The organism is Rhizobium deserti (genome assembly GCF_004358025.1).
GTDB classification, from domain to species: domain Bacteria; phylum Pseudomonadota; class Alphaproteobacteria; order Rhizobiales; family Rhizobiaceae; genus Neorhizobium; species Neorhizobium deserti.
In genome coordinates this window covers 1-11,960 of sequence record NZ_SMTL01000013.1, presented here as the reverse complement: position 1 = coordinate 11,960, position 11,960 = coordinate 1, and the positions used below count along the sequence as shown (strand labels likewise).

Sequence of the window (11,960 nt, the reverse complement as noted above, 5' to 3'; positions counted from 1 at the left end):
CGGAAACCGACTGGTGCAGGAGTATGCACGTCATGTTCGGGTTGAAAGATAGCTCCCTCGCCTCCTTGGTCAACCCTCAAGATGAGGGGCTGGTGGATTAAATCCGCATCCTCCGAATTCTCCTCAGACGCTTGTCGGTTTTTCCGCTGCATACCTGCAGTTCGAAGATGCATCACGCAATCCCGACAAGGAGCTAGCCCCTTTTGTTCGCCACACAGGGCATCGTTTTGCAACAGGTCAAATCACTAGCTGCAGCAGATAGCGGCGAAATGCTGCTGATCAACGGCATCCAAGGCCATCGGGAAAGTGGATGGGAATTTTTCTTCGCGAGCAGACAATGCTCGTGATTGCCCTGTCGTTCGGAGTCAACAGACTTGAGGCCAGTGTCGAGAAAATGATGGGATCTGTCAGACTGGATGCCCCAGCAACACAGAATGAACAGACCGCAGCGTTGTTCTTCCGCGTCGAGGCGGTGCCACCATTTCACATTAGCGCGAATGCAACCGGTCTCGCGGTCTCTCTCACCGTCGGACCAAAGGCAATCGATCCGGAGCACATTCAGCCCGAATCACGATCATACGAGTCGCAGCTGGTTCCAAATCTGCAAGAGCTTAAAGAAGAGGCAATCCACCACATTACCGATCCGAGCCGTTTCCTGAATGGTCACATTGAGAATAAGAAACCGGGCACAATTGCGGGAGTGTCAGGACGCATCGTGAGCGGCAGTTACGAGGGTGAGGTCAATATCCCGCCACGGCGGAAAAAAGTTCGCCACGTACCTGGGTATAGCTCTTAGCGGTCTAAGCGTCGTCTTGTTCGCAGCTGCTGACGTGGATGATTTTGGTAGATTATGACCGGCGATCGATGCAGTAGCACAGGGTCTTGAAATCGAAGCCGGCAATTGAGCAAATGCCGCTGAAGAGATGAGGTATTCATCGCCGTCACCCAGGATTATTACCTGGCACCTTCGATACGGCGACCGGTAAGGAAGTCTGGAAGGCGCGGCTGCCGGTCGGTAGCCAGGGCGGACCGATGACCTACAAGTCACCAAAGCAGGCAAGCAATATGTGCTGATTTCGGCAGGCGGCGCACGCCAGTCGCAGGAACGGGGCGATTACGTCATCGCCTATTCCTTAAAATGACCCGCTTCTTGGCCTTAGCGAGGTGTGCCTTATCGCAACAACGTGAGCGCCGCTTTATCGACCGCCGCACGTTCGCAGGGAAAGGTAAACCGATCATCACCGTCGAATGCTGTCGGAGCGGGCACTTCTTAGCCGGTTGGATAGATTCTGGCCGAGGGGTGCCGGCAGTCCGGCACGATCATCAGAAACAAGTTTCTTTAAGGACATGCTCGACGCCACTCATCACATGCTGGCGGATAACCCGCTGCGTTTGTTGAACATCCCTCGCCAATGCTAGCTCAAAAAGCAACTTGTGATCGTCGGCAACAGCCGTACCTCGGAAACTTTTCGCCAGCAGATGGTAACGCAAAAAGCGGTCGAAGACAGATGAGAGATTACTCATGAGGGTCGTGGAATTACAGGCGGAGACGATCGAGCGGTGGAATTGCCAGTCGTAATGAACCCAATCGATTGTACGAGAGGCATCCCCCGACAGAAGCGCCCGCTCGGCTGCCTCCAATTTATGGCGAGCGGCAACGATGCGGCCCTCCCACTCCAGGTCTCCTGTTGCAAATGAAAGTTCCATCGCATGAGTTTCTAGTAAGATCCGTAGATCGGCTAACTCGAGCAATTCCTGCTCTGAAGCCGGACTAACCTCGAAGCCCTTTTGGCCTTCAGCTTTAACAAGGTTTTCGGCCGCCAAACGGCTAAGGATTTCCCGCAGGGATGACACGCTGATAGAGTAGCGTTCCTTTGCCTGCTCCAGCTTTATCTTACTGCCTGGCGCAAGCACTCCCGCGATAATGTCCGCCCTCACCTGCCGGAAAACAACGTCGCTGATCGTTTCGCCTGCTTCGCCAGAACGTAGCCAAGTGTCATCTGGATTCACCGCCTGGTCTCGCGCCCGGATCAACATCTACTTATCCAGTCGGTTACGCGCCAAGGCATGTTCGAGACCACCCTGGATGTGTTTCACGAGGATGGCCTTTGCTGTCGTTTCGTCCCGCTTCAACGCCGCTTCCAGCAGTTGCTGGTGTTCCTTTGCAGCGATGTCGCCTCGATAGGACAAGGCGACCATCTGGTAGCGGAGGTATTTGTCGAAAACATTGGAATGGGTGTCCATCAGCAGCTTAGAGCCGCAGGCCGAGATCAGCGCCTGATGGAACTCCCAGTCGTAACGCTTCCAGTTTTCCGCCTGGCTGGTATCCCCACTGGCCATTACGCCCTCCATGCGAGCGAGCTTGTAATGGGCCGAAACCAGACGCGCTTCCCAGTCAACGCCGCCATGCTCGAACGACTGTTGAAGCGCATGGGTTTCCAGCAACAGCCGAAGAGCAGCTATTTCCCGCAAGTCCGCTTCCGAGATGGAAGCCACTTCAAATCCCCGTTGACCCTCTGCAACAACGAGACCGTCCGAAGACAACCGGTTCAGGATCTCCCGAAGCGTACTCACGCTTGTCCCATAGGTCTCCTTCAAGCTGTCCAGCCTCAATTTCTGAGCCGGCGGTAACCGGCCGAAAATGATATCGGTCCTGATACGTCTGTAGCTGCTCTCGGCAACCGATTCTGCAGGGACCTTGGGAACCACGGACGTTCTCGATATTAAAGGATCGTCGTATTTAACAGAAGCAGGATCTAGTTCAACGGCTCGACTATGGATTAGAACAAGTCGCTTAGCTGGCCGGAACACCCTCCGGCCGCATCTGCTTTTTCAGCGCGGCGATGCGGAATATGGCGTTGGGAGCGCCATAGCCTTTATAACCTTGCCGCTGGACGATCTCAAAGAAGAACCCTTCGCCGAACGTGCCGCTATAGAGTTGAAAATACTCGCCGTGCTCGTCCCTGTCGTAGAGAATGTTCTCTGCTTTGAGGCGCTCGGTCAGCGCGGGATCAAGACCGAAACGCGCTTCGACGTCACCATAGTAGTTGGCCGTGATCGGAAGCGGCTGGAAGCCGTTTTCCCGCAAAGCCTGCGCCGTCGCGAAGATATTCGACGTTGCGAAAGCCAAATGCTGCACGCCCGATCCGAACGTCTCAGCAATGAAGTGCCCCGCCAGCGTGCGGCGGTTTTCCGCCCCGTTCATGGTGATCCGAAGGGCACCGTTATCGTTTTCTACCACCTGGCTGCGCACCACCCCGGACGGGTCGATGATGTCGACCATAGGCGTCTTATGCGTGTCGAATATGGACGTGTAGAAGAGTAGCCAGGTGAGCATCTCGTCATAGGCCACAGTCTGTGCAATGTGATCGACCCGCACAAGATGGGCCTTGGTGATCCGCTCCTCCGTTTCGACCGGCAAGAAGTCGATCTCGGAAAAGCGGCCGAGATCGCTGCTCTTGTCGATAAAGTAGACCAGCCCGCCGCCGACGCCCCGGATGGCGGGGATTTGAACCTCCCCTTCCGCCACCGGCTGGACGAACTGTTCTGCGCCCAGTGCCAAAGCTCGGGAAAGGGCGTTTCGAGCGTCGTCGACCGTCAGAGCCAGGGCATAGGCAGAGGTACCGTGTACAGCGAACGACGTGTTGGCAAAGCCCTCTTGCTCCGTGTTGACGATCAGACGGATATCCCCTTGCTCGAAAAAGTCGACATTCTTGGTTCGGTGGGATTTTGTTTTCTTGAACCCAAGCGTCTTGAGAATGGCAACGAGTTCCTGAGAACCCGCCTTGTCCGCAGAAAACTCGACAAAAGCTACGCCATCTACCTTCGCCCGATCCGGCATGACGGGAACGGTTAGCCGTTCAGCATTCGGGAGGCGTCGCACCTGATCGCCAAGGTAGATCAGCGAGCGGTGGCCATCTGCCGCAATCGATCTGGTGGAGCCGCCGCGGAACTGGTCGTTGAAGATCTCGAGCGAGAAATAGCCGTCATATCCGGTCTCGGCGATGGCAGCAGTGAAAGCCGTGACGGGAAGGTCACCCTCCCCCGGCATATTGCGGAAGTGTCTGGACCAGTACAGCAGATCCATGTCGATCAGCGGCGCGTCCGCAAGTTGGACGATGAAGATCTTGTCCCTCGGGATCGACCGGATCGAGTTGACCTCGATCTTGCGGGACAGGCTGTGGAAGCTGTCGAGGATCAGACCGACGTTCGGGTGATCTGCACGACGCACGATTTCCCATGCATCGCGGTGATCGTTGATATGGCGCCCCCAGGCAAGTGCCTCATATCCGACACGCAGCCCGCGTTTTACTGCCCGATCGCCAAGCTCGCGAAAGTCATTGGCGGCGCGATCGATACCGCCGAGCGCCGCTGGGGAAACGTTGGAGCAGACAAGTACGAGGTCTGTTCCCAGTTCCTGCATGACATCGAACTTGCGCTCCGCCCGATCGAAGGTTCGCTGCCGCAGCGCTTCCGGCATCCCTTCGAAATCTCTGAAGGGTTGGAATAGAGTGATCTCCAGTCCGAGATCGCGTGCCATTCGCCCAACATCTCGGGGACTTCCGTCGAAGGCAAGGAAGTCGTTCTCGAAGATTTCAACGCCGTCAAACCCTGCGGCCGCAATAGCCTCGAGCTTCTCCGGCAGTTCTCCGCTGATCGATACAGTTGCGATTGAAGTCTTCATGGGCGCTCCTCCTCTACAGATCCGCGTTGACTTCCGTCTGCTATGGCTTCCATCACCACCAGTGGGAAGTCAATGTTGAAACGCATTTTATCATACATTTTTGCAATTATGTGTTGATCACGCCTTCGCTCCGTGGCAGTTCTATCGCGTCAGCAACGGGAGTGCTGCTTAGTCAGCTTTAGGAGGAGCGATATGTTTGGGATCGAGTTGAAGCGTCGTCGGACTCTACTGGGAGCTACCGCTCTCTTGGTAGCCATGTCATTTGCGGGATCAGCTGCAGCCATTACGCCGGAAGAGATCAAGGCGAAGGGCAAGCTCGTCGTCGGCATTCAAGGGGACAATCCGCCGTGGGGGTTCGTCACCAGTGGTGGCAAGCAAGATGGATTTGATGCCGATATGGGCACGCTGTTTGCAAAAGAGCTCGGAGTCGACGTCGAATTTGTGCCGCTCGAAGTCAACAACCGCATTCCGGCACTGACGTCCGGTCGCGTGGACGTCCTCTTCGCCACAATGGCAATGCTACCCGATCGCGCGAAGGCGGTACAATTTTCGAAACCTTATAACGCCAACGCCATCGTCCTGATCGGTCCGAAGGACAAGTCGATCAAGACCAACGAAGATATGGCGAACATGACGATTTCGGTGGCCAAGGGCGCCGCTCAGGATACGCAGGTGACAAAGAACGCACCGGCCTCCGCCACCATCCGCCGTTACGACGGCGACGCGGCCAGCGTGCAAGCATTGATTTCCGGTCAAACAGATGCGCTTGGCGGCAACATCTTCTACTTGGATCGAGTCGAAAAGGCAGCTCCAGGCAAGTTCGAAAACAAGCTCGAGTTCCAGAAGCTTTACAACGGCGCCTGCACGCGCCTTGGTGAGAAGGAGCTTAATGGCGCGCTCAACGCGTTCATCGACAAGATCAAGGCGAACGGCGAATTGAAGACGATCTACGACAAGTGGATGAAGGTGCCGGTTCCTGCGTTTCCCGAGAGTCTCGAAGGTATTCCATTCGCGGCAAAATAAAGCCCGGATCCCTTCACTGTGACAGACTTTGCCGCCGTCGGGAAATCCGGCGACGGCAAAGTGCGCCCGCGCCGTTTCGCGTGCGAGGCATCTGATTCGGAGCACCACCATGAGCAAGACGATATTTGTGCTGAACGGGCCCAACTTAAACCTGCTGGGCGAACGCGAGCCTGCCATCTACGGCAACACCACGTTGAACGACATTCACGAGAACTGCCTATCGCAGGCTGCAGATCTCGGGTTTCAGATCGACTTTCGTCAGACCAATTTTGAAGGGGAGCTGGTTGAATCGGTCCATCAGGCCCGCAAACAGGCATGCGGAATTGTCATCAACCCGGCGGGCTACACCTTTACGTCCATTGCCCTTCTTGACGCGCTCAAAATGTTCGATGGGCCGAAAATCGAACTGCACATCTCCAATGTTCACGCTCGTGAAAGCATCTATCACAACTCGCTCATCTCCCGCGTTGCCACGGGAATCATGATCGGCTTCGGCGCGCGAGGCTATGAGCTGGCCATCCAGGCGATTGCCGACATGGTGAGGGCCTTGGAACTCTCCGAGAAGACCTCCTAGGAGCTGATATGAACTATACGCTTGATTTTGCGCCGGTCATCGAAGGCTTGCCAAACCTGCTGGCTGCCTGCCTTGGCACGTTCACCCTGGCAATCTGCGGGATGATACTTGCAGTCATCATCGGCATCGGCGGCGTCGTGCTCCGCCAGTCGACATTGGCTCCAGTGCGCTGGCTGGTCATCGGTTTCGTGGAGCTGATCCGCAACACGCCGTTCCTGGTCCAAATCTTTTTCATCTACTTCGCGCTGCCCTTGATAGGGGTTCGGCTTGACCCCACTCCCACCGCAATCATTGCGCTCGGCATCAACGGTGGCGCCTATGCGATCGAAATCATTCGCGGCGGCGTACAATCGATTTCGAAGGGACAGATGGAGGCCGGACTGGCTCTCGGCCTGCACAAGGCGCAGGTGTTTCGCCTGATCATCCTTAAGCCGGCGCTGCGAGCGATCTTCCCGTCGTTGACGAGCCAGTTCGTGCTGTTGACTCTGACGACGAGCATTGCGTCGGCCATATCTGCGTATGAACTGACATCGGTGTCCCAGCGGATCGAGTCCGACAGCTTCCGAAGCTTCGAAGTCTACTTCACCGTAACGGTTTTCTACCTCGTTATTTCCTGGCTGATGATGCGTCTATTCGCGTTCTTCTCGGCCCGGTATTTTGCTTATCCGGTCAAGTGAGGGACGATTATGGGTCGCGATGAAATCATCTTCCTACTCATAGGCCTCAAATGGACCATAGCCCTATCAATCGTGGGCTTCGTCTGCGGGTGTATTGCAGGGCTCTTCATCGCGCTCGCGCGCACGTCCGGCGTGCGGGTGGTGGAAGGTCTGACTGCCGGCTATATTGCCGTGTTCCAAGGAACGCCCCTCCTGATGCAGTTGTTCGTGGTGTACTACGGTCTTGCGCTGATCGGCATCAAGGTTGACGCTTGGTTGGCCGTTGCCGTCGGCCTCACATTGCATGCCAGTGCCTACCTGGGCGAGATCTGGCGTGGAGCGATCGAAGCTGTTCCGCAGGGACAAACAGAAGCCTCCAAGGCTCTTGCTCTCAGCTACTCATCCCGGATGAAGGATATTATCCTGCCGCAAGCGCTGCGGATATCCCTTCCCGCCACCATCGGCTTTCTCGTGCAGCTCATCAAGGGCACCTCACTAGCCTCCATTGTAGGCTTCACCGAACTCACTCGCGCGGGCAACATCATTTCCAACCAGATCTTCCAGCCGCTGACCGTCTTTGGGATCGTGGGCATTCTCTACTTCATCATGTGCTGCCCTCTGACGATCTACGGCGCCCACCTCGAACGTAAGTTCGCAGCCCAGGCAAGGTAAGCGACCTCCGCTCTCCTGCTTGTGGCGACAACCATTCGGAGCTCCCTTTATGAACGAAATCTCGAGCAGCAAACCTGAGGGGCAGGCCATGATCAGCATGGCCGGCGTCGACAAGTGGTATGGGGCCTTCCAGGCGCTGAAGGACATCAACATCTCCGTGGGCAAGGGCGAGAAAATTGTTTTGTGTGGTCCGTCGGGTAGCGGCAAGTCCACGCTCATTCGTTGTATCAACCACCTTGAGACTTACCAGAAAGGCGAAATCCGGGTGGGCGATATCGTGCTGGGCCACCAGGCGAAGAGCATCGATGCCGTCCGACGTGAAGTCGGCATGGTCTTCCAGCAGTTCAATCTTTTTCCGCATCTCACCGTTCTGGAAAACTGCATGCTCGCCCCGATGCGTGCGTTGAGGCTCTCGAAAGTAGAGGCTGAAAGCCGCGCGCGACAACTTCTTGAGCGGGTCAGGATCAGCGAACAGGCGGACAAGTATCCAGCTCAGCTTTCTGGTGGTCAGCAACAGCGCGTGGCGATTGCCCGAGCGCTCTGCATGCGGCCGCAGGTCATGCTGTTCGACGAGCCTACCTCCGCCCTCGACCCGGAGATGGTCAAGGAAGTGCTGGATACTATGATCGCACTCGCCGAAGAAGGCATGACGATGATCTGCGTCACCCACGAAATGGGCTTTGCGCGACAGGTTGCCGACCGCGTCATCTTCATGGCAAGCGGCGCCGTAGTCGAGCAGGCGCCACCGGCCGAGTTCTTCTCCGATCCCAAGCACGAACGCACGCGTAAATTCCTTGGCGAAATCCTCGGACGCCATTGACTGGGGCTGCTCCGTTGGCTGCCGCCAGACTGTCTCATGGAAGGTGAAGGCCGATGATTAACGGCAATTCCAAAATCATAGCGCATATCGGCTACCCGACTCATACCTTCAAGGCGCCGCTGATTTACAACCCTTATTTTGAAGAAAGCGGGATAGATGCGGCGGTTGTTCCAATGGGCTGTCGAGCCGAGGACTATCCAGCCTTCCTAAGGCTGATATTTAAGCTGTCTAACATCCACGGCGCTCTGATTACGATGCCACACAAGATCGTCACGGTCGGCATGCTGGACAATGTCTCGAAGAAGGCCTCGGTTGCTGGCGCCTGCAATGCGGTGCGGCTGGGAGGTGACGGTCGGCTTGTGGGGGATATGTTCGACGGCGAGGGATTCGTGCGCGGCGTCCGTCGTCGCGGACGTGCGATCGAGGGCAAGCGTGCCATTATCGCCGGTGCCGGCGGAGTGGGATCTGCAATAGCGGCCTCGCTTGCTCAGGCCGGGATTGCCGAACTCGCTCTCAATGACGCCTACCCGCCGATGATGAACGACCTGGCGGAACGGCTTCGCACCCACTACCCTAAACTTCAGGTCGTTACGGGTGAGACTGACCCGGAGGGCTACGATATCGTTGTCAACGCAACCCCGCTGGGTATGCATGATGATGACTTGCTCCCTTTCGACGTACAGCGGATAAGATCCTCGGCCTTCGTCGGCGAAGTCGTCCTGAAACAGGACATCACTCCTTTTCTCGCCGCTGTCCGGGCTCGTGGCTGCGAGTTCCAGATCGGCGTCGACATGCTGTTTGAACAGATCCCCGCCTATCTGGAATTCTTCGGTTTTCCGACAACGACCCCTGATCACCTTCGTAGCATCGCCCGCGTCTGAGCTGCAGGACCCGGAGGAGGAACATTCATGACGCTGAAGCTCGCCGTGATGGGAGCCGGACTGATCGGCCGCGAGCATGCAAATCTCATCCAAGCAAACAGCCGTGTCGAACTGGCGGCAATCGCTGACGTTTCCGAGGTCGGAAAGGCTTTTGCTGCGGAACACGGCGTCCGCTGCTTCTCCGACATCGTCGACATGCTGGACGCCATCAAGCCGGACGGTGCAATCATTGCTTTACCGAACGCGCTGCATGCTGACGCGGCCTTGGCTTGTATCTCGCGGGGAATCCCCAGCCTGGTAGAAAAGCCAGTCGCAGACACTCTTGAAGCCGCCATGCGTCTGACAGAGGCCGTCCAGCGTTTTGGAGTTCCTGTTCTGGTGGGGCACCAGCGTCGACATAGTCCCGACATCGCCAAAGCCCGGCAGCTCGTTCGCGATGGGGCGCTTGGCCGTCTCGTCGCTGTCAATGCCTTGTGGATGACTGACAAGCCCAATGACTATTTCAACGCGGCATGGCGAAGCAAAGCAGGCGGTGGGCCACTGCTCATCAACCTTATTCACGACATCGATTGTTTGCGCTTCATCTGCGGCGACATCGAGAGCGTGATGGCCTTTTCCTCCAATGCCGTGCGGGCGTTCGAAGTAGAGGATACTGCAAGCGTCAGCGTGAGGTTTGCAAGCGGCGCGCTTGGCACGCTCCTTATGAGCGATACTGCCGTCTCCCCTTATAATTGGGACACGGCTGCCGGTCAGGCGCTTTATTTTCCGCACCAGCCCGAAAACGCTTATGTCTTTGCCGGCACGAAAGCCTCACTCTCTTTGCCCTTGATGGATCTTTGGAAGCATGAGACGGATGAAGGTCACTGGCAGCACCCGCTCCTGCGCCAGCACGTCACCCTAGACGGCAGCCGCGCCTACGAGAACCAGCTCAACCACTTTGCTGATGTCGTGGAGGGCAAGGCTGAGCCAATAGTTTCAGCAGGCGACGGCATGATGACGCTCGCGACAATCTTGGCAATCGCAAAGGCTGGACAAGAGCGCCGCGTCGTTACAATCGAGGAAATGCTGCAGTGAACCAAGACTAGAAAGCGAGATTGCGTTATGAACATAATTATATCCTTAACGGGCCGAACCTGAACCTGCTCGGGAAGCGGCAGCCGCATATCTACGGCTATGAGACCCTGGAGGACCTCGAGAGGATTTGCGGTTCTCTCGCCACCGAACTCGGCCGAGAGACTCGGTTTCACCAGAGCAACCGAGAATACGAGATCATCGACTGGATTCATGAGGCGCGGGAAGCTGCACAAGGAATTGTACTCAATCCCGCAGCCTTCACTCATAATTCGGTCGCCATTCTCGACGCGCTCAACACTTTCTCATTCGCGGCAAACCGATCCGCACGACGATCAGCGACAGGACCGCGTCTTGTCCGCTCGACCGGGTAAACCGGCAGTTCTATGCGCCGGATCGTCGGTTGGTGGACTAGCCGAGCTGCTCATGCGGGCTTCTTGCTCAATGCCTTCGATTAGGCACTTCATGATCGGCGGCCTGTTCACAGTGGCACGCTGGTTCACCATTCCGACCGCGGCTCGCAACATGTGTCCATTCGCTATTCCGAACGGCTGGCGGAGGCGTGCATCGAGCCACCTGTCCGAAGTGTCGGCGATAGCTATGACAACGCTCTCGCCGAAACAATCAATGATCTTTCCAAGGCTGAGGTCATCCACAGACGAGGACCATGGTGGTGCAACTTCGAGGCCGTGGAGTTCGCAACGCTGGAATAGGTAAATCGGTTCAACAACCGCCGCCTTCTGGAGCCCATCGGCAACATACCGCCAGCCGAGGCCGAAGAATGATACTACTCCATGCTGGACGCGCCAGCCCTGGCCGCATAACTTAAACCAAAGGCTCTCCGGTGAACCCGGGAGCGGTACAGATCGTTGATCAAATAAGCTATTGTCACCATTCCGTTGAAACTATCGTAGTACCAAATGGACTGGTGTCCAACTTATAGGGAAAATCCACGATCAGATCGTCGAGGCTTGGTTGATGGATTTGTCCTACGGCCCACGTGATGTTAATGAGATCGCGGTTGCCGATCAAAGTCGAAGGGAAGATCAGTCAGCGGTGAAACTTGCGATTCACGAGAAGGATTATCCGATCCATCGGACTTGGGCGACTGCATATCCCATCTCTTTGCGATAGCTTCTAGCGCGTGACGGTTGGCTTCCCAGAGAGATGGCTTTGCCATGCCTAAAATAACTTCAGCAACTTTAGCGACGGCTAGATCGACGCTTTTTCTCTAATCACAGCTGTTTTACCCATCACCGCCCCGAGGCATAACAATTGGGTACGCTGTTGCCCAGAGCAATATTGCATAAGCAACGAGAGAACCGGCTGCCGATGGCAAGTCCGCTGACCTGACGATCGTCCTGCGCCTGGTATCCATCCTCGCCTCCATGCAGGCGTTTCAGGACTACAGCGCCGGTCTGGATGAACGGCCACAAACGACTACGCCCGCCGTGTGAGGGCGGGTGAGTTCAAGGATAACAATGAGAAGCTGGATTTTCTGGCGCGTTTCCGTGCCATACTCACTGATGCGGAGGCTGATTGGAAAGCGTTGTAAGTTTTGTTGGTTGCGGGGGCAGGA

At 56.4% G+C, this 11,960-nt stretch carries 11 protein-coding genes and 3 pseudogenes; 11 read left to right on the top strand and 3 right to left on the bottom strand.

Going from position 1 to position 11,960, the window contains the following annotated elements:
• Nucleotides 1–310: 310 nt before the first annotated feature.
• Both E2F50_RS22710 and E2F50_RS23500 read left to right on the top strand, forming a co-directional pair.
• Nucleotides 311–796 carry a hypothetical protein gene (locus E2F50_RS22710; RefSeq protein WP_133318466.1) on the top strand — a complete coding sequence of 162 codons (486 nt, stop codon included), beginning with the start codon at nt 311–313 and terminating at the stop codon, nt 794–796.
• A 132-nt stretch (nt 797–928) separates the two neighbouring features.
• Nucleotides 929–1,142, top strand: a pseudogene (locus E2F50_RS23500) (hypothetical protein); the annotation flags it as partial.
• Between the two features lie 181 nt (nt 1,143–1,323).
• Here E2F50_RS23500 and E2F50_RS22700 read toward each other — a convergent pair.
• From E2F50_RS22700 to E2F50_RS22690, 3 genes are all read right to left on the bottom strand, one after another.
• Nucleotides 1,324–2,037: a GntR family transcriptional regulator gene (locus E2F50_RS22700; protein WP_133318465.1), complete on the bottom strand. Its 714-nt coding sequence runs from the start codon at nt 2,035–2,037 to the stop codon at nt 1,324–1,326.
• On the bottom strand, nt 2,038–2,709 hold the full coding sequence (locus E2F50_RS22695; protein WP_133318464.1) for a GntR family transcriptional regulator: 672 nt from the start codon (nt 2,707–2,709) through the stop codon (nt 2,038–2,040).
• 85 nt (nt 2,710–2,794) lie between these two features.
• Nucleotides 2,795–4,684, bottom strand: a complete 1,890-nt coding sequence (locus E2F50_RS22690; protein WP_133318463.1) for a bifunctional sugar phosphate isomerase/epimerase/4-hydroxyphenylpyruvate dioxygenase family protein — start codon at nt 4,682–4,684, stop codon at nt 2,795–2,797.
• A 192-nt stretch (nt 4,685–4,876) separates the two neighbouring features.
• Here E2F50_RS22690 and E2F50_RS22685 point away from each other — a divergent pair, with 192 nt between their 5' ends.
• The 9 genes and pseudogenes from E2F50_RS22685 to E2F50_RS22645 form a co-directional block, all read left to right on the top strand.
• Nucleotides 4,877–5,707 carry a transporter substrate-binding domain-containing protein gene (locus E2F50_RS22685; protein ID WP_133318462.1) on the top strand — a complete coding sequence of 277 codons (831 nt, stop codon included), beginning with the start codon at nt 4,877–4,879 and terminating at the stop codon, nt 5,705–5,707.
• Nucleotides 5,708–5,816: 109 nt separating this feature from the next.
• Nucleotides 5,817–6,281 (top strand): type II 3-dehydroquinate dehydratase, encoded by a 465-nt coding sequence (gene aroQ / locus E2F50_RS22680; RefSeq protein ID WP_133318461.1) that lies wholly within the window; start codon nt 5,817–5,819, stop codon nt 6,279–6,281.
• Nucleotides 6,282–6,289: 8 nt separating this feature from the next.
• The gene (locus E2F50_RS22675) at nt 6,290–6,958 is read left to right on the top strand and encodes an amino acid ABC transporter permease (RefSeq protein ID WP_133318460.1); all 669 of its coding nucleotides are present in this window, start codon (nt 6,290–6,292) and stop codon (nt 6,956–6,958) included.
• A 9-nt stretch (nt 6,959–6,967) separates the two neighbouring features.
• The gene (locus tag E2F50_RS22670; RefSeq protein ID WP_133318459.1) at nt 6,968–7,609 is read left to right on the top strand and encodes an amino acid ABC transporter permease; all 642 of its coding nucleotides are present in this window, start codon (nt 6,968–6,970) and stop codon (nt 7,607–7,609) included.
• A gap of 88 nt (nt 7,610–7,697) precedes the next feature.
• Nucleotides 7,698–8,429 carry an amino acid ABC transporter ATP-binding protein gene (locus E2F50_RS22665; protein WP_133318467.1) on the top strand — a complete coding sequence of 244 codons (732 nt, stop codon included), beginning with the start codon at nt 7,698–7,700 and terminating at the stop codon, nt 8,427–8,429.
• 53 nt (nt 8,430–8,482) lie between these two features.
• Nucleotides 8,483–9,310, top strand: a complete 828-nt coding sequence (locus E2F50_RS22660) for a shikimate dehydrogenase family protein (RefSeq protein WP_133318458.1) — start codon at nt 8,483–8,485, stop codon at nt 9,308–9,310.
• 27 nt (nt 9,311–9,337) lie between these two features.
• Complete coding sequence (locus tag E2F50_RS22655; protein ID WP_133318457.1) at nt 9,338–10,384, top strand: Gfo/Idh/MocA family protein; 1,047 nt, start codon at nt 9,338–9,340, stop codon at nt 10,382–10,384.
• Nucleotides 10,385–10,404: 20 nt separating this feature from the next.
• Nucleotides 10,405–10,686, top strand: a pseudogene (locus E2F50_RS22650) (type II 3-dehydroquinate dehydratase); the annotation flags it as partial.
• Nucleotides 10,686–11,166 (top strand): annotated as a pseudogene (locus E2F50_RS22645) (transposase domain-containing protein); the annotation flags it as partial. The pseudogenes E2F50_RS22650 and E2F50_RS22645, both read left to right, overlap by 1 nt.
• Nucleotides 11,167–11,960: the final 794 nt, after the last annotated feature.

Excerpts from the sequence above, each read along its gene's own strand:
- E2F50_RS22710 (WP_133318466.1), top strand. The coding sequence starts at position 311 with ATGGGAATTTTTCTTCGCGAGCAGACAATGCTCGTGATTGCCCTGTCG.
- E2F50_RS22700 (WP_133318465.1), bottom strand. The coding sequence starts at position 2,037 with ATGTTGATCCGGGCGCGAGACCAGGCGGTGAATCCAGATGACACTTGG.
- E2F50_RS22690 (WP_133318463.1), bottom strand. The coding sequence starts at position 4,684 with ATGAAGACTTCAATCGCAACTGTATCGATCAGCGGAGAACTGCCGGAG.
- E2F50_RS22685 (WP_133318462.1), top strand. The coding sequence starts at position 4,877 with ATGTTTGGGATCGAGTTGAAGCGTCGTCGGACTCTACTGGGAGCTACC.
- aroQ (WP_133318461.1), top strand. The coding sequence starts at position 5,817 with ATGAGCAAGACGATATTTGTGCTGAACGGGCCCAACTTAAACCTGCTG.
- E2F50_RS22675 (WP_133318460.1), top strand. The coding sequence starts at position 6,290 with ATGAACTATACGCTTGATTTTGCGCCGGTCATCGAAGGCTTGCCAAAC.
- E2F50_RS22670 (WP_133318459.1), top strand. The coding sequence starts at position 6,968 with ATGGGTCGCGATGAAATCATCTTCCTACTCATAGGCCTCAAATGGACC.
- E2F50_RS22665 (WP_133318467.1), top strand. The coding sequence starts at position 7,698 with ATGATCAGCATGGCCGGCGTCGACAAGTGGTATGGGGCCTTCCAGGCG.
- E2F50_RS22660 (WP_133318458.1), top strand. The coding sequence starts at position 8,483 with ATGATTAACGGCAATTCCAAAATCATAGCGCATATCGGCTACCCGACT.
- E2F50_RS22655 (WP_133318457.1), top strand. The coding sequence starts at position 9,338 with ATGACGCTGAAGCTCGCCGTGATGGGAGCCGGACTGATCGGCCGCGAG.